The sequence below is a fragment of the Sphingobium sp. CFD-2 genome (genome assembly GCF_024611135.1).
GTDB lineage: Bacteria > Pseudomonadota > Alphaproteobacteria > Sphingomonadales > Sphingomonadaceae > Sphingobium > Sphingobium fuliginis.
In genome coordinates, this window is sequence record NZ_CP084406.1 from 80,588 (window position 1) to 96,568 (window position 15,981).

13 protein-coding genes are annotated in these 15,981 nt (G+C 66.0%); 3 read left to right on the forward strand and 10 right to left on the reverse strand.

Annotated features, from left to right (window positions below):
• Window positions 1-3: 3 nt before the first annotated feature.
• Window positions 4-1,743 (reverse strand): sigma-54-dependent Fis family transcriptional regulator, encoded by a 1,740-nt coding sequence (locus LDB29_RS20670; RefSeq protein WP_099186570.1) that lies wholly within the window; start codon window positions 1,741-1,743, stop codon window positions 4-6.
• 249 nt (window positions 1,744-1,992) lie between these two features.
• Between LDB29_RS20670 and LDB29_RS20675 the strand changes: the two genes are divergently transcribed.
• Entirely contained in the window at window positions 1,993-3,066 is a 1,074-nt protein-coding gene (locus LDB29_RS20675) for an aromatic ring-hydroxylating dioxygenase subunit alpha (RefSeq protein WP_257557555.1), read from the forward strand.
• 81 nt (window positions 3,067-3,147) lie between these two features.
• Here LDB29_RS20675 and LDB29_RS20680 read toward each other — a convergent pair whose 3' ends face one another.
• On the reverse strand, window positions 3,148-4,164 hold the full coding sequence (locus tag LDB29_RS20680) for a fatty acid desaturase family protein (RefSeq protein ID WP_257557557.1): 1,017 nt from the start codon (window positions 4,162-4,164) through the stop codon (window positions 3,148-3,150).
• Between the two features lie 221 nt (window positions 4,165-4,385).
• Here LDB29_RS20680 and LDB29_RS20685 point away from each other — a divergent pair, with 221 nt between their 5' ends.
• Entirely contained in the window at window positions 4,386-5,648 is a 1,263-nt protein-coding gene (locus LDB29_RS20685; protein ID WP_257557559.1) for an MFS transporter, read from the forward strand.
• Window positions 5,649-5,869: 221 nt separating this feature from the next.
• Complete coding sequence (locus LDB29_RS20690; protein WP_257557561.1) at window positions 5,870-6,547, forward strand: fumarylacetoacetate hydrolase family protein; 678 nt, start codon at window positions 5,870-5,872, stop codon at window positions 6,545-6,547.
• A gap of 169 nt (window positions 6,548-6,716) precedes the next feature.
• Here the strand turns inward: LDB29_RS20690 and LDB29_RS20695 are convergent, their stop codons facing one another.
• The 8 genes from LDB29_RS20695 to LDB29_RS20730 form a co-directional block, all read right to left on the reverse strand.
• The gene (locus tag LDB29_RS20695) at window positions 6,717-7,508 is read right to left on the reverse strand and encodes a class II aldolase/adducin family protein (protein WP_044661071.1); all 792 of its coding nucleotides are present in this window, start codon (window positions 7,506-7,508) and stop codon (window positions 6,717-6,719) included.
• Window positions 7,509-7,590: 82 nt separating this feature from the next.
• The gene (locus LDB29_RS20700) at window positions 7,591-8,535 is read right to left on the reverse strand and encodes an ABC transporter substrate-binding protein (RefSeq protein WP_157846844.1); all 945 of its coding nucleotides are present in this window, start codon (window positions 8,533-8,535) and stop codon (window positions 7,591-7,593) included.
• Window positions 8,525-11,107 (reverse strand): TonB-dependent siderophore receptor, encoded by a 2,583-nt coding sequence (locus tag LDB29_RS20705; protein ID WP_257557566.1) that lies wholly within the window; start codon window positions 11,105-11,107, stop codon window positions 8,525-8,527. The genes LDB29_RS20700 and LDB29_RS20705 overlap by 11 nt, the downstream gene beginning before the upstream one ends.
• Before the next feature lie 124 nt (window positions 11,108-11,231).
• Entirely contained in the window at window positions 11,232-12,191 is a 960-nt protein-coding gene (locus LDB29_RS20710) for an ABC transporter substrate-binding protein (protein ID WP_044661070.1), read from the reverse strand.
• A gap of 1 nt (window position 12,192) precedes the next feature.
• Window positions 12,193-13,281 (reverse strand): LLM class flavin-dependent oxidoreductase, encoded by a 1,089-nt coding sequence (locus LDB29_RS20715; RefSeq protein ID WP_048575949.1) that lies wholly within the window; start codon window positions 13,279-13,281, stop codon window positions 12,193-12,195.
• 17 nt (window positions 13,282-13,298) lie between these two features.
• Window positions 13,299-14,561, reverse strand: a complete 1,263-nt coding sequence (locus LDB29_RS20720; RefSeq protein ID WP_044661068.1) for a rhodanese-like domain-containing protein — start codon at window positions 14,559-14,561, stop codon at window positions 13,299-13,301.
• The gene (locus LDB29_RS20725; protein ID WP_025549481.1) at window positions 14,558-15,184 is read right to left on the reverse strand and encodes a cysteine dioxygenase; all 627 of its coding nucleotides are present in this window, start codon (window positions 15,182-15,184) and stop codon (window positions 14,558-14,560) included. The genes LDB29_RS20720 and LDB29_RS20725 overlap by 4 nt, the downstream gene beginning before the upstream one ends.
• The gene (locus tag LDB29_RS20730; RefSeq protein ID WP_044661067.1) at window positions 15,181-15,981 is read right to left on the reverse strand and encodes an ABC transporter ATP-binding protein; all 801 of its coding nucleotides are present in this window, start codon (window positions 15,979-15,981) and stop codon (window positions 15,181-15,183) included. Before LDB29_RS20730 ends, LDB29_RS20725 begins: the two co-directional genes overlap by 4 nt.

Below are 15,981 nucleotides of genomic sequence, written 5' to 3' on the forward strand. Positions count from 1 at the left end.
CCTTCATCCGCCCCGCCGCCCCTTCCAATATTGCACCTGCGCGCGCGTCATGCCCAGCGCGGCGGCGGCGGCGCTGACATTGCCGCCGCTGCGGCACAGGGCGGCCGCAATCAGTTGATCCGCGATCTGTTGCTGGCTGAGTCCGCTGTCGAGCAGCATCGCGCCGACATCCTGCTCAGCGCCCCTGCCATGCTGGCGAAAACGGCGCGCGACGAAATCGCGGAATGGGTCGGGCACGAAGCCCTCTGTCCGGTTGCCCACGCCCAGCGTCAGATGGTGCAGGCCGATCGCCTCCCCATCCGCCGCCAGGATGACGCCCCGCTCCACCAGATTCTCCATCTCGCGGATATTGCCCGGCCAGCCATAGTCGTGGAAGGCGCGCACGACCTCCGCCTCCAGGCGCAGCAGGCCGCGGCCGTGCCGCTGGCAGAGACGGGCAAGGAAATGATTGGCCAGTACCGGGATGTCCGCCCGGCGCTCCCGCAGCGGCGGGATATAGACGGGAAAGGGACTCAGCCGGTGGAACAGGTCGGCGCGGAAACGGCCCGCCTCCATCTCGGCGCGCAGGTCGGCATTGGTGGCGGCGATCAGGCGGACGTCGGCGGTCAGCGTCTTCGTCCCGCCCACCCGCTCATAATCGCCGTCCTGCAAAACGCGCAGCAGCTTGCCCTGCGCGGCGAGGGACAGCGTGCCGATCTCATCGAGGAACAGGGTGCCGCCGGCGGCCCGCTCGAACCGGCCGGGGCGCGTCGCGACGGCGCCGGTGAAGGCGCCCTTCTCCACCCCGAACAATTCCGCCTCCAGCAATGTCTCCGGAATGGCGGCGCAATTGACCGCGACGATCGGCCTGTCGGCGCGCCGGCTGCGCTTGTGCAGTTCGCGCGCGAACACTTCCTTGCCGACGCCGCTTTCGCCCAGGAACAGCACGGGCGCCATGGTGGGCGCGACCTTGTCCACCAGATGCAGCACCGTGTTGAAGCCGGACGACGCGCCTACGATCGCGCGCGCGCCCATATGCAGGTCCACGTCCACCGGCCCTGCGCTGTCCGGCGGCACCGGCCGACGGCTGTACGTGTCGGCGCGGAACCAGCGCAGTTCGGCGTCGGCGTCCGGCCATTCGTCCGCCGGCCGCCCGACCAGATAACAGCGGTCATGCCCCATCGCGATGCATTCCAGTTCGCGGAACACCATCGGCCGGCCGAAGAAGGTGGAGGCATAGCCCGATGCATATCCCGCCTGCTGCCATCCCGCCGGATGCGCGCCGATGCCCATTTCCTGCACATGGGACGCGCATTCCGCCGAATTGTGCCAGACATATTCGCCGTAGAAGCGGCCGCCCTCGAAATCCGCCTCGAACGCCAGTTCCTCGACCTGCACGGCCCCCTTCAGCGCATGGAATTGCGGACCGGCGCGATAGATGTCCTCCAGGCTGCCGCGATGCCGCAATTCCTGCGCGAGCTGCGCATCCGCGACGCCGGTGCCGTAGCCGATGCGCGACATCAGCATGCGCGCGCTTTCATAGCCTAGCGCGCGCACCAGTTCGCGCCGCAACTGGCCCAGGACGATGTCGTCGACCAGCAGCATCCGCCGCTTGCCCAGGCGGATCTCCGCGCTTGCCGGGTCGAAATGGAAGCTGTCGCGCAGGTCGGCAAGGTCGCGGTCGCCGGTGGGCGCGACTCCGCCATCGTGAAATGCGGTCCCCAGTCCCGACTTGCCCGATGCCGATCCGCCTGCCCGCGCCATGCCCCACTCCTGTCGATTATTCGACAACCATAGGGGAAGAAGCAGATGATTTTCAACAGTCCGATCCTGTTCCACCCCCATCCAGGTGGTCGTGCGCGGCATGTCCTTCCCACCCCTTGTCCGGGAAGAACGGGATTTCGGCCCGCTTATGCGGAACGGACGGGGCGGAGACGCGCAATCTGGCACGCTGCTTGCTGAACGATCCGCATCAGCCGCCATCCGTGCGGCGACCATGGGAAAAGGATCATCATGTCTGCAAAGAGCCTGTATCTCAAGCGCGCCTGGTACGTCGCCGCCCTCTCCAGCGAAGTCGATGCGACGCAGCTTTTCCACCGCCGGATATTGGGCATGTCGATCCTGATCTACCGCGATGCGCGGGGAGAGGCGGTCGCCCTTCAGGACCGCTGCCCGCACCGCTTCGCCCCGCTTTCCATGGGCAGCCGGATGGGCGACGCCATCGCCTGCCCCTATCATGGACTGCGGTTCGACGCGGGCGGGCATTGCGTCCACAACCCGCACGGCCGCGGCCAATTGCCCAAGGGACAGGTCGTGCGCAGCTTTCCGCTGATCGAACGGCACGGCTTCCTGTGGATCTGGATGGCGGAGGAGGCCGCCGATCCCGCGCTGCTGCCCGACTTCGCGCCGCTGGACGAGGGCCATGCCAACGGCGTCGGCCACACCTATATGAAGTTGCCGGTCGATTACCGGCTGATCCTGGACAATGTCATGGACCTCAGCCATGTCGACTACGTCCATGGCGAGATCATCACGACGCGCGGACAATTGTCGCCGCTGATCCCGCAGGTGGAGGAGACGGATCACAGCGTTTCGGCCAGTTGGGACTACAGCCAGACCCCGCCCATCGGAATCTTCGCCCCCTTCCTGCCCCGCCCGGAGGAGACGGCGCGGCACAGCATCCGCGTCACATGGACGGCGCCCGCCAATATCCAGTTGTCGATCGCGGCCGCGCAGGACGATGTGCCTTTCGAACAGGGCGTCAGCCAATATGACCTGCACAGCTGCACGCCCGGCGACGAGAATGAGACCCATTATTTCTTCGCCACGCGCCGAAACCATGCGGAAGAGGATGGAGACTATAACAGGTTCAAGACGGCGGCCATGCACGCGGCGTTCGAGACGGAAGATGGCCCCATCATCGCCGCGAGCCAAAGGGAGATGGGGGGCGAGGAATTCTTCGACCTCAAACCCATGCTGCTGTCCAACGATCTGGCGGCCGTGAAGGTGCGCCGACAGCTGCAACGGGCGATAGATAATGAAAATGCGACTTCAAGTGGATGGGGCCGTGCCGTTGCCCGGTCCTGAACCAGGATAGTCGGGCGGCGCCGGGATTTCGCGCTTCATCGGCAAGAAGCGCCGGGCGTCAGGCGCGAAAACAGGTCGGCATCAGGGATTTACTTCCGGGCGGGCGACAAGTTCGCCTTCCCCTGCCGACAGGGGCGGCGGCATCAACTCCCGGATCACGCCCCAATAGCTCTGCGTGACGTGCGCTTCCGCCGCATAGACCGGATCGGTCATCAGATGCGCGTGCAGCCGGCGCAGATTGGGCCAGGGCACCGACGGGAACAGATGATGTTCCAGGTGATAGCTCACGTTGAAGGGCGCGATCAGGAACCTGTCGAGCAGGGTGGGGATGACCGTGCGCGTGCCCTTCAGCTCGCTTTCGTCGGAGACGCCGTTATGCTCCGCCATTGCCCGGATCCGATTGAAGACATTCGCCCAGATGAACTGCGGGATCAGCAGGAGCCCCAATATCTTCCAGCGATAGGGCGACAACAGGATCAGGCCGTAGAAGAGCAGCGCCCACAGCACATAGCGGATGCGCAGGCCCAGGGGAAAATCATAACCGAAGCGCCGGGGATTGTGGAAATTGGCGAAGGGCGCCCAGACACGGCTGTCCCGCGCCATGCGATAGAGGTTGAGCCCGGTCACGCTGCGGACCAGCAGCCAGGCCATGGCAGCGGCGCTTTTCGGGAAATGCTGGTCGGAATCCCGCCGCTGGACACGATAATCGCGGTCGCGCAGCGTGTTGGTGTAGCGGTGGTGATGCAGGTGATTGGCGCGGTACAGGTCGACGCTGAAGCCGAGCGGATAGGCGACGAATATGTCCCCTATCAGGTCGTTGAGGCGCCGATTGCTGAACAGCATGCCGTGACATGCATCGTGCATCATCACTGCCAGGCACTGAATGCGCGTTCCGATGACGATGCCGGCCAGCAGGTAAACCGGAATTCGGTCGACATGGATGGCGATCGCCCCGGCCCCGATCGCTATTGCCCATTGGAGGACGAGCAGCAGAGCGTTGCGGCGATCGTCGATGACGGAAAGATCGCGGATCAGCGCCAAAGTGCCCCGCCGCGAATATCGATAGCCGGGGGGACGCTCCTTGGCGCTTTCTTCCATGGGAGTAGGTCTCCGAATGCAACATCAAACCGTCGCGGACGCTATGATCGGTGCGATCCGGCGTCAAGCTCGCTCCTGATGCGGGCGCTCGCGCAGCGCATCGGATCGCCCGCCGCCGCGGGCCAGTTTTCCTGAAGGGCGGACAACCGGTCCATCGCGCCCGTTCCACAAAAGGTCGGGGCGGCGATTGCCGCCATGCCGGATGGTGATAAGGATGGCTTATGCCCGCCTCTGAACCACTTGACCGCCGTTCGCTCACCCTTGCGGCGCTGTCCACCGTGGTCGAATGGTATGATTTCACCCTGTTCCTCTACCTGGCCACGGTGCTGGCGCGCGTGTTCTTCGTGGGCGGGAATGCGATGCTCACGACGCTGGCGGGGTTTGCGGTCGCCTATCTGATGCGGCCGCTGGGCGCGATGGTGTTCGGGCATTTCGGGGACCGGCATGGGCGAAGGGCGACGCTGCTCCTGTCCATGGCCTTGATGACGGTGGCGATGCTGCTGAGCGCCCTGCTGCCGACAGTGGCGCAGATCGGCCCGCTCGCCGGGATATTGCTGCTGGCCCTGCGGTGCGTGATGGGATTTGCGGTGGGGGGCGAATATACCGGCGTCGTCGCCTATCTGCTGGAAGGCGCGGCGCCGCATCGTCGCGCGCTCGTCACGTCGATGGCGGCGGTGACCAGCGAGGTCGGCGGGTTGCTGGCCGCGGGCGCGTCGGCGCTGACCGTGAGCCTTCTTCCCGCTCCGGCGCTTGAAAGCTGGGGCTGGCGATTGCCGTTCCTGTTCGGCGCGGCGCTGGCGGGCACGATCCTGGTGGCCCGCGCGGCGATGCGGGAATCGCCAGAGTTCGCGCTTCATCGCGCGGCAGGGACGCTGGTGAGCAGGCCGCTCGGTCATGCGGTATCGCGCCATGGAGCGGGCGTGGCGAGGGGCTTCGCCATCTCGGCCCTGGGATCGATCACCTATTATGTCGGCATCACCTACCTGCCGATCCATCTGGTCTCGTCTGGCGGGCTCAGCGAGGCGGAGGCGCTCAAACTGGCGACCGTCGCGGCGGTCGCGGTGATTGTCGTGACGCCGTTTGTGGGCCTGGCCGCCGACCGGTTCGGGCGTCGCCCGGTGCTCGTCGCCCTGGCCGTCCTGTCGGCTGCGCTGCCCTATCTGTCCTTCCGACTGCTCGCCGGAGCGGGAACGTCGTCGGCGCTGGCCGGCGCCGTGGTGCTCGCCGCATTGGCCGGCGGCGTCAGTGCCGTGGGCGCGGTGACGACGGCCGAACAGGTTCCGGCCGAAGGGCGGCTGAGCGGGCTAGCCCTTGGCGCCACGACCGCGACCGCATTGTTCGGTGGCCTGACGCCGTGGCTCGCGCAACTGCTGACGGAGCGAACAGGATCGACCGCGGCGCCGGGCATCATGATCGCGCTGGTGTCGCTGGCGGTGCTTCCCGTGCTGCTGACGCTTCCCGAGACGCGGCCGCCACGAGGCTGAACCTCAGAGACCGAAGCGCCGCTTGGCTTGGGGCCGTCCAGAAATTGCAGGCCGTGAAGCTGGGCTTTGGGTGCCCCTGCCCGCAAAAAACCTTCCCAACGCCTTTCGCGACAGCAGGGCTATTGCCTGATCGGGGGCAACTGTGCTCATCGGGGGCAGCGCGCCATGGGAGGGTCGCATCCTCCCGCTTTCGTCGGCGCCCGGCAGAATGAGGACTGGCCATGCATGCGATCCCGAAGCTTTCCCCCGCAACCATCGCCATAGAAGGATCGCAGGAGCGCTTTCCCGTTCGCAGGATATTCTGCGTCGGTCAGAATTATGCGGACCATGCGCGGGAAATGGGGTCCGATCCGGACCGGGCGCCGCCCTTCTTCTTTTCAAAGCCGTCCGACGCCGTCGCGGCGAATGGATCGCGCCTTCCCTTTCCGCCCTTGACGAGCGATCTGCATCATGAGGTCGAACTTGTGGTGGCGCTTGGTTCGGGCGGTGCGAAGATCGGCGCCGAACAGGCAAGCGCGGCCATCTGGGGTTGGACCGTCGGCCTCGATCTCACACGCCGCGATCTGCAGTCGGAGGCGAAGAAGGCGGGCCGCCCCTGGGACATGGCCAAGGGGTTCGACGATTCCGCACCCGTCGGAGACCTGCGCCCCGGTCTGCCGCCGTCGTTGGGGGCCATTTCGCTGGCTGTCAACGGAGAGCTTCGCCAGTCCGGCGACCTGTCCCAGATGATATGGTCGGTGCCCGAAATCATCGCCAATCTTTCGACCTATGTGGCGCTCGCCCCCGGCGATCTCATCTTCACCGGTACGCCCGCTGGAGTGGGGCCGATAGGAAGAGGCGACAGGCTGGTCGCGTCCATCGCCGGATTGCCGCCGCTGGAAATCTCCTTCGAGGATTGAATGCAGGCCCGCGCCCGCTGCGCATCCGTTCGCCGGCCTAATCGACCGCATAGGGTTTCAACCGGGCGCAAGCCGATGCGCGCATCGCCCAGCACGCGCTCAACGGACAGTCACCGACAAGGAGAGGAGCGCGGCGAACACAGCCGCGCATCCTTCCTGCGCCATGCCCTCAGGCGTCGAAGCCCGGCGACTGGCGCTGCGCCTTGCGGAGCGCGGCCTCCCAGACGAGGTCGTAATGCGACCTGGCGCCTTCGACCGGCTTGCGCTCGCGGCTCATCTGGCGGCGGACTTCCTCCTGCGCGGCTTCCGGGGCGATCAGCACCCTGTCGCGGCCCACGGCAAGGCTGCGGACCTGCGCCTTGCAGGCTTCCTCCAGATGATAGATGCCGCTGAACGCCTCGCCCGGCGTCGAACCCAGCGCCAGCGTGCCGTGATTGCGCAGCAGCATGACATTGGTGTCGCCCAGGTCGGCCACCAGCCGTTCGCGTTCGTCCAGATTGAGCGCCACGCCTTCATAATCATGGTAGGAAAGGCGCGGGATCAGGGCCAGAGCGCGCTGGTTGAGCGGCAGCAGCCCTTCGGCATGGGCCGATACCGCCATGCCGTCGGCGCTGTGGAAATGGGCGATATAATGGGCATCGTCCCGCGCGCCGTGGATCGCGCTGTGGATCACATATCCGGCATAGTTGATGCCATAATCGCTTTCCCCGATGACATTGCCGTCGAGGTCGACCTTGACCAGGCTGGAGGCGGTGATCTCATCGAACATCAGGCCGAAGGGGTTGATCAGGAAATGATGCTCCGGCCCCGGCACGCGCGCCGAGATATGGGTGTAGATGAAATCGTCCCAGCCATAGAGGGCGGACAGGCGATAGAAAGCGGCAAGATCGACGCGGACCTTCCATTCCGCTTCGCTGATGCCCGACTGGCGGAAACGGTCGTCCTTCAAGACTGTGGCCATGGCGCTGCTCCTTTGCGCGGTATTTTAGGGAGGCGGCGGGACACCGCCCAATGAGAATGACTTATCGATCGATTGGCGGCGCTCATGCGGGGAACAAGCCTGCGTCCACGATCGAGGCGACGTCGATATGGGCCGGCAGCTCGCCATCGGCATGGAAGCGGTCGACCACCCGTTGCAACGGCTTCACCACCGTCGCGTCGGGCGGGATCAGCAGCGGGTTCTGCCGTTCCACGATCAGGGCGGCGAGTTTGGGGTCGACCTTCGTCTGCCGGACGAAGATACGGGCATAGTCGGCGGGATGCGCCTGCGACCACAGGCTCGCCTTGCGGAGGCGGGCGAGGACGTCGCGCAGGGCTTCGCGCTTCGCCGGGTTGTCGAGCGCCGCTTGCGACGCGGCGATTAGGGTCAGACCGCTGTTGATCCCCTCCCCGTCGCGCAGCACGCGCGCGCCGCGTTGTTCGGCCGCGAGCTGGTAGGTGCCGAAGGTCGCCCATGCCTCTATCTGCCCGGCGGCGAAGGCGGCGGCGGCGTCATTGGGCAGCATGAAGCCGATGTCGACCTTTCGCCGGTCGAGCTTCGCTTCCTTGAGCGCTTCGAGCAGCAGATAATGGGATATGCTGCCCCTCGCGCTCGACACGATCACGCGCTTGCCCGCAAGGCCCGCGACGGACCGGATCCGAGAGTCGCCGGGCACAAGAATGCCGATGTCCCTGGTCGATGAAATCGAACCCGCGATGATCTTCAGCGGCACGCCGGCCGAGGCGGCCAGCACGACCGGCAGGTCGCCCGCCGGAGCGGTGTCGACCGCCCCGGCGTTAAGCGCCTCCAGCAGCGGCGCGGCGCCGACGAAATTCGCCCATTGCACATCATAGGGCAGGTCGTTCAGGGCGCCCGCCGCCTCCGCCTTCGACTCCAGCAGATGGACCTGGTCGCCCAGCACCAGTTTCGTGCGGCCGCTTTTCCCCGCGCAGGCGGCGAGGCCGAGGGCGGCCGCCCCCGCCAGGAAGGTCCGGCGATCAGAAAGCAAGCGCGATCCGTCCATAATAATAGCCGCCTGCGGGGTTGAAGGGGGACGGACCGTAATAGCCCTGCCCGGTCTGGGGATTGCCCGGCCCGTTGGTTTCCGGGCGGACGTCGAACAGGTTGGTGGCGCCCACCGAAAGCGTGGCGAATTCCGTCACCTTCGCGCTGACGCTGGCGTCGGTGATGACCTTCGCCCCGAAATGACGGTCGTCGCCCGCCGCCGTGCGCTGCGTATATTTGCCGTAGCGGGTGGCGGTGAGGCTGAAGCCGAAAATGCCCTTGCTCCAGTTGAGCGTGCTGACCAGTTTAGTGTGCGGCTGGAGCACTTCCAGCTCACCGATCTTGTCGCCGCCGAAGAAGACCGACCCCGCCCCCAGCAGCGAAGCGCCGGTGGGACCGAAGAGTTGCGACGGGGTGGCGACGACGTCCGTCACCTTGGTCTTCGAATAGTTGAAGGCGAAGGTCAGGCCCAGCTTGCCCAGATCGCCCAGGTTCCTCGAATAATCGGCCACCAGGTCGAAGCCCTTGGTCGTGGTGTCGGCGGCGTTGATGAAATATTCAGCCTGTTCGATGTCCGACAGGCCATTGGCGGCGAGGATGGCGGAAATGCCGGGCCCGAACAGGCGGCCGGTGCGTTCGATCCGGTTCTTGATGCGGATATAATAGCCGTCCAGCGTCACCGACAGGGACGGCGTGGGCGTAAAGACGAAGCCCAGCCCGGCATTCCAGGTCTTTTCCGCCTTGAGCGGCTTCGCGCCCAGCAGCTGGCCGACCGCGGAATCCGCCGTCACCAGCTTGGCGACGGTGGGGCGCAATTCCGTCTGGCCGGTCTGCGCGTTGAAGAAGGAGGAGGTGCGCCCATCGGTCTGCGCATAGCCGATCTGCGTCAGCGACGGCGCGCGGAAGCCGGTGCCCACCGTGCCGCGAACGGCGAAGGTGGGGCTGACCTCATAACGGCTGTTGAGTTTCAGGCCGACCGGACTGCCCGAACCGTCGCTATAATGTTCGGCGCGGATCGCGGCGCCGATATACCAGGCGTCGAGCGGATAGATGCCAAGATCGACATAGCCCGCATAGACCTTGCGGCTGATGTCGGCTTCATCGGCGGGGGAGAGGACGATGCCCCCCTGCACCACCGGCGAGGCGGTGACGCCGACATTCCAGTCATATTGCTGGTCGCCGGGACGGAAGCTGTATGTGGCCGGTTCATAGGCCAGCGGATCGCCCGCGAAGGTGCGGAAACGGTCGAGCCGATATTCGCCGCCGATGGAGATTTGCAGCGGTTGGGCCAGGCCGATCTCAACCTCCCGGTGAAGATCGACATTATGGGTCCATTGCCGGAACTCGAAATTGGCGAGATTGGGCCAGCTTGTCGGACTGGTCGGTCCCAGCGAAGGACGAACGGACAGCTTCGAATATTGATGGCTGTAGTTGCGGCCGAAGGAGGAGCTGACATCATAGTCCCAGCCCCAGAGCGTCCCCCGAAGACCGCCGACGAACTGGAAGTCGTTCTCGTCTATATTGTTGAGCGGATAATAGCCGTCCGGGAAAAGCGCGGTGAAATTGGCGGTGCTGTTGGGGCGGCGGAAATTATTGCCGATCTGGGCGTCGCGCTCGCCATAGGTGCCGAAGCTGTAGAGGGTGACATTCTCCGTCACCGGCAGTTCGGCATTATAGGAGAGGTTGAACGCCTTGATCTGCGGGTCGCCATTATGCGCGCCGTCGCGGCTCCATTGGGCGTTGCGGGCATTGGCGGCGGCGACATTGGCCAGCACCTGATCGCGGGTGAGGCCGCTGGTCGCCGCCACCTGGTCCACCGTGCGGTTGGCGGGAAGGCCGTAGATGTTCGCGTCGGTCGCGGGCAGATTCCACCAGGCGCCGCCGCGCTTGCGGATGTCGCCGCTCAGGGTCAGGAAGCCGTCCTCCCCTATCTTCGTGCCGTAGCGGATCGTCCCCTTCCAGCTGTCCGGCCTGCCATTGGCGTCGTAGAGCGTGCCATAGGTGAAATCGCCGCTCAGCCCTTCCTTCTTCGCGAGTTGGATATTGATGACCCCGGCTATGGCGTCCGTGCCATATTGGGCGGCGGCGCTGTCCTTCAGCACCTCGATCCGGTCGATCGCGCTGGTGGGAATGAGGTCGATGTCGACCGGGTTCGCGCCCGAGGTGTCGGCGGTCGAATTGTTGAGGAAGGCGCCATTGTGCCGCCGTTTACCGTTGACCAGCACCAATGTGTAGGCGGGCGCCAGGCCGCGATTGGTGACGGGGCGCCCGATGGAGAAGACGCCCGCATGGGTCGCGCCGAAATTGAGCGAGGGCAGCAATTTGGACAGCGCTTCGCCAAATTCGGCCGAGCCGGTGGCCTGCAACTTCTCCGCGCCGACCACATCGATGGGCGCGGGGCTTTCCGCCACGGTGCGGGGCGCGCCGCGTACGCCGGTCACGATGATGGCGCTCGAATCGGCCGCCTCGGCATCCGCGCTGTCAGGTGTTGCAACGGTCTGCGCGAGCGAGGGCGCGGACGTCAGAAGTACCGCGGCAAGCGCGGTGGAACACAGATAAAGGCGGTCAAGGTTCATGAATATATCCCCCGGTTTCCGGGGACCATCTATTTACTATCGATATGATTGAGAAATGACTTCGCTAGCCGATTCATGAGTAAATCTGAATTTTAGATATGCTTGGCGGCGACGAAGCTCAGCTTCATCCGCCTGTGCCGAAGCTGCGGTCGAAGGCGTCGGCCACCGGGCGCTTGCCCTCGGTCAGACCGGCTCTCTGGAAGCGCTGCGTGATGTCCTGCTCATGCGCGACGATCTTGCCGTCGATGGGCCGCGCCACGCGGTTGTTGCGGTCGAAACTGGCGCGGGCGATGTCGAGCGGCAGTCCGGTTTCCTTGGCCAGCACCTGCGCGAACTCGTCCGGATGCGCGCGGGCCCACTCGACGGCCTTCGCCTCCCGCCGGAGGAAATCGGCAAGCAGGGCGCGCTTGGGGCCGATGGAATCGCCATGGGCGATGTCGATATAGACCGGCAGGCCATAATCCTTCGCATCGACGACGGCCCGCGCGCCTTCCTTGATCGCCACATTGGTATAGGGCGTCCAAATGGACCAGGCGTCGATGGCCCCGCTGTCGAAGGCGGCTTTGGCGTCGCCGGGCGGCAGGAAGGTGACGCGCACCCGATCCGCCGGGATATGCGCCCGCTCCAGCGCCTGGAGCAGCAGATGATGGCCGATCGATCCGCGCGTCGTGGCGACCGACTTGCCGATCAGATCCTGTATCGAATGCGCGGGCGATCCGTTCTTCACCAATATGGCCAGCGCTTCGCCAGCCTGGGCGAAGGGCGTCTGGATGCCTATCGCCTTGACCGGGCTGCCGCTCTGATAGGCGAAGATGAAGGGTGCGTCGGCGGCAAGGCCGAGGTCCGCGGCGCCGCCGCCCACCGCTTCCAGCAAGGGCTGGGCGGCGGGAAATTCCGACCATTCGACCGTGTAGGGCGCATCCTTGAGAACGCCCGAGGCGATCATCATGGATTTGACCTGCCCCTTCTGGTTGGCGACGCGCAGCACCTTGTCGTCGCCGCCACCGAATTTCGCGGCGGCAAGGCCGAAGCCCGCCACCGCCACCAGCGCCACCGCGATGATCGCACCCCTGTTCTTCGCCATGTCAGCCCGCCAGCGCCAGTTCGGCCTTTTCGCGCTCGGCCACCTTGCGCCGCACGACGGGGAGCAGTTCCCGGCCATAGAGGATGGAATCAGCCAGCGGATCGAAGCCGCGGATCAGGAAATGGTCGATGCCGACGTCATAATAATCGAGCATGGCGTCGGCCACCTGCTCGGGCGTGCCGACCAGCCCCGTGCTGTTGCCCGATGCGCCGGTCAGCGCGGCGACGCCGGTCCATAGCCGCTTGTCGCGCCGGTTGGCGCTGGCGGTTTCAAGCAGGCGGAGCGACCCCGCATTGGGCGGGCGGTGGCCGGTCAGCGGCAGCCCGGCGGCGGTGCGGCTCTCACGCACCTGCTCCTCGATCTCCGCCGCGCGCTTCCACGCCGCTTCCTCCGTATCCGCGATCACCGGGCGCAGCGACAGAGAGAAGCCGGGATCGCGGCCATAGCGCACCGCCGAGCGGCGCACCTGCCGAACGGTGTCCTGCACCGCCTCCAGCGTTTCGCCCCAAAGGGCATAGACATCGGCATGGCGCCCCGCGACCTCGATCGCCTCGGGCGACGAGCCGCCGAAGAAGACCGGCAGATTGTCGGGCTTGACGGCGCTGAACGCCTGCTTGACGTCGTAGAACCTGCCCTGATGGTCGAAGGGCTGGGCCGCTGTCCATTCCTGTCGCAGGATCGACAGATATTCGTCGGTGCGGGCGTAGCGTTCCGCCTTCACGCTTCTGGTGTCGCCGTCCCGCGCCATTTCCTCGTCGGCGCCGCCGGTGATGATGTGGACGGCGACGCGGCCGCCCGACAATTGATCCAGCGTCGCCAGTTGGCGCGCCGCGACGGTGGGCTGGGTGAAGCCGGGCCGGTGCGCGACCAGGAAGCCCAGCGTCGAAGTGATCGCCGCCGCATGGGCCGCGACGATCTGGCTTTCCGGACTGTTGGAGCTGAAGGGGATCAGCACGCGGTCGAAGCCGCCCTCCTCCTGCGCCTTCGCCGCCGCTTCGACATAATCCCTGTCGAGCGCGCGGCTGCGCACCGCCGACTGGATTTCGGAGCTGTTGTTGAAGCCGATATAGCCGATGAACTTGACGCTCATGATCGTTTCCTTCCCGATCAGATCACGAAGAAGCCGTGGGTGCCGTCGCGCTCCAATTGGGCGACGAGGCCATATTCCCAGTCGAGATAGGCCTGCATGGCGGCGGCCTTGTTGTCGGTGCCTTCATAAGGGCGCTTGTAGCGGCCCTCCGGCCCGCGCGGGCCGGGCGCGCCATCCGGCCCCTTCTCCAGCGTCACGGCGGACCAGTCGACGTCGAGCACGAAGACCTCCCACCCCAGTTGCGCGAGCCAGGAGGCGGTCATGTCGGCGCGGGGCCCGAGGTCGTCGGTGACGACGATGCGCGCGCCGCGCACCGGGGCATTATGGTCGGTTTCCTGCACCAACTGGCCGCCCTGCGCATTGCGGAAGCCGGGGAGATGGCCGCCCTCATATTCGCGTGGCTGGCGCACATCATAGAGATAGAGGGTGCGGGCCTTGTCCGCCTTCAGCTCCTCCAGTTCGCCCCAGCCTATACGCTTCACCCCGGCGCGATAAGCGACATCGCGGGCATGGGCGCGGGCCTCCTCCGCCGAGCGATTGTCCACCTCCGGCGCGACGCGGGTCTGGCCGGTCTCCAGCTCCTGCCCGGCCAGCGTCCAGCCGATCGTGCCGTTGCGCAGCGCGAAGATGCGGTTGGGCAGGCCCGCATTGACCAGCGACTGCGTGCCGATGATCGACCGCGTCCGGCCAGCGCAGTTGACGATGATCGTCGTATCGGGATCGGGCGCGATGGTCCGGGCGCGCAGCACCAGTTCGGCGCCGGGCACGCTGGTGCCGGTCGGAATGCTCATCGTGTTATATTCGTCGTAGCGGCGGGCATCGAGGATCGCGATGTCGGCCTTTTCCCGGATCAGCGCCTGCACCTCCTCCGCCGCCAGCGAGGGCGTATGGCGGCGATGTTCGACCAGTTCACCAAAGGCCTTGGAATAGCTGTTCACATCCTCGAACAGCTCATAGCCCGCCTCGCGCCAGCCGGTGAGGCCGCCTTCCAGTTCGCGGACGTCGGTATAGCCCAGCCCCTCGAACCGCACGGCCGCCTTGCGCGCCAGACCTTCGCCATTGTCATAGACGACGATCGGTGTGTCGAGCCGGGGGATGCGCCAGCGCGCTTCCTCGTCGATACGGCGCAGCGGAATCTGGGCCGCGAAGAGGGGGTGGCCCTGTGCGAATTCATGCTCCTCGCGCACGTCGATCAGCGCGATCTCGCTGCCCACCAGCAGGGCGCGGCGAATATCCTGCGGCGTGGCAGTCTGAATACGGTCCAGCGTATCGGTGGTCATGCGTTTCTCGATCTGTCCCAGAGGTTGGGGATCACGCCGTTGGCGTAACCCGATATGAAGGTCTTGGGCGTGCCGTCGGCGGCATAGGTCGCCCGCTCGACCGCGCCGATATTGGCGCCGTAGACATGGATGCTGATCGACGGCCGGTCGGGCAGGCCGTTGGTCACGCGATGAATATCGCCGATGCGGGGGGAGACGGCGTCGACTTCGCCCTCGCGCAGAAATTGTTCGCCATGGGGGATCAGCCGGCCGTCGGGCGACTGGCGGAAGCGCTCGACCTTTTCGACGCCGCGCAGCACGCCGACCAGGCCCCAGACGGTGTGATCATGGATCGGGGTCGACTGGCCCGGCCCCCAGACGAAGCTGACGACGCTGAACCGTTCCCGACTGTCGCAATGGAGCAGATATTGCTGATAGCGGTCGGGATGCGGGCGGGTGAATTGCTCCGGCAGCCAGTCGTCCCTGGCGATCAGGCGGCTCAGCAGGGCGCGTCCGCTTTCCAATATCGCCCCTTCATCGCGGGTCGCCGCCAGCAGGTCGGCAAAGGCGGTGACGAAGCCGCGCAGGCGACCGATGTCCGCGGCGCCCTCGACGGGTCGTTGCAGGGTCGAGACAGCGTTCATTCGGCTGCCTCGGCAATAGGCGCGAAAGGAACGACGCCCTCGCCATGATCCTCGCCACCGAGATAGGAGAGCAGTTTTTCGCGCAGCCGCCCGGAAATAGCGGAGCGTTCGCCGCGCGGAACCGCGATCCGCTCCTGCGCGACGATGCGCCCCTTGTCGAGCACCAGCACCCGGTCGGCCAGCGCGATCGCCTCCTCCACATCATGGGTCACGATCAGCACGGCGGGCCGGTGCGCGCGCCAGAGCGACAGGACGAGGTCGTGCATGCGATAACGGGTCAGCGCGTCGAGGGCGGCGAAGGGCTCGTCGAGCAGCAGCAGCTTGGGTTCGCGCACCAGAGCGCGGGCGAGCGCGACGCGCTGCGCCTCCCCGCCGGAGAGCGTCAGCGGCCAGGCGTCGAGCCGATGACCAAGGCCGACCTCCTTGAGCGCGGCTTCGCTGCGGTCGCGCACCCGGTCGCCCTTGAGGCCCAGGGCGACATTCTTCCATACCGGCTTCCAGGGCAGCAGCCGCGCATCCTGGAACACCACGGCGCGGGAATCGGGGACTTCCACATCCTGACCCCGCACCTCGTCCAGCCCGGCGAGGGTCCGCAGCAGGGTGGTCTTGCCCGAACCCGAACGACCCAGCAGCGCGATGAACTCGCCGGGCGCGATGTCGAGGTCCAGGCCGTCGATGATCGTGTTGGGACCGAAGCGTCGGGTGAAATCGCGCAGCCTCACCACCGGTTCGGGATGCGGAATATCGCTGTGGCCGGCGGCGCTTTGCAGGGCGGTGAATCCGAGACGGGCGTCCAT

Bases quoted from the DNA above. Each gene is read 5' to 3' on its own strand.
- LDB29_RS20680 (WP_257557557.1), bottom strand. From the start codon at position 4,164: ATGGAAGAAAGCGCCAAGGAGCGTCCCCCCGGCTATCGATATTCGCGG.
- LDB29_RS20725 (WP_025549481.1), bottom strand. From the start codon at position 15,184: ATGAACGCTGTCTCGACCCTGCAACGACCCGTCGAGGGCGCCGCGGAC.
- LDB29_RS20705 (WP_257557566.1), bottom strand. From the start codon at position 11,107: ATGAACCTTGACCGCCTTTATCTGTGTTCCACCGCGCTTGCCGCGGTA.
- LDB29_RS20720 (WP_044661068.1), bottom strand. From the start codon at position 14,561: ATGACCACCGATACGCTGGACCGTATTCAGACTGCCACGCCGCAGGAT.
- LDB29_RS20730 (WP_044661067.1), bottom strand. From the start codon at position 15,981: ATGGACGCCCGTCTCGGATTCACCGCCCTGCAAAGCGCCGCCGGCCAC.
- LDB29_RS20715 (WP_048575949.1), bottom strand. From the start codon at position 13,281: ATGAGCGTCAAGTTCATCGGCTATATCGGCTTCAACAACAGCTCCGAA.
- LDB29_RS20670 (WP_099186570.1), bottom strand. From the start codon at position 1,743: ATGGCGCGGGCAGGCGGATCGGCATCGGGCAAGTCGGGACTGGGGACC.
- LDB29_RS20695 (WP_044661071.1), bottom strand. From the start codon at position 7,508: ATGGCCACAGTCTTGAAGGACGACCGTTTCCGCCAGTCGGGCATCAGC.
- LDB29_RS20690 (WP_257557561.1), top strand. From the start codon at position 5,870: ATGCATGCGATCCCGAAGCTTTCCCCCGCAACCATCGCCATAGAAGGA.
- LDB29_RS20685 (WP_257557559.1), top strand. From the start codon at position 4,386: ATGCCCGCCTCTGAACCACTTGACCGCCGTTCGCTCACCCTTGCGGCG.
- LDB29_RS20675 (WP_257557555.1), top strand. From the start codon at position 1,993: ATGTCTGCAAAGAGCCTGTATCTCAAGCGCGCCTGGTACGTCGCCGCC.
- LDB29_RS20710 (WP_044661070.1), bottom strand. From the start codon at position 12,191: ATGGCGAAGAACAGGGGTGCGATCATCGCGGTGGCGCTGGTGGCGGTG.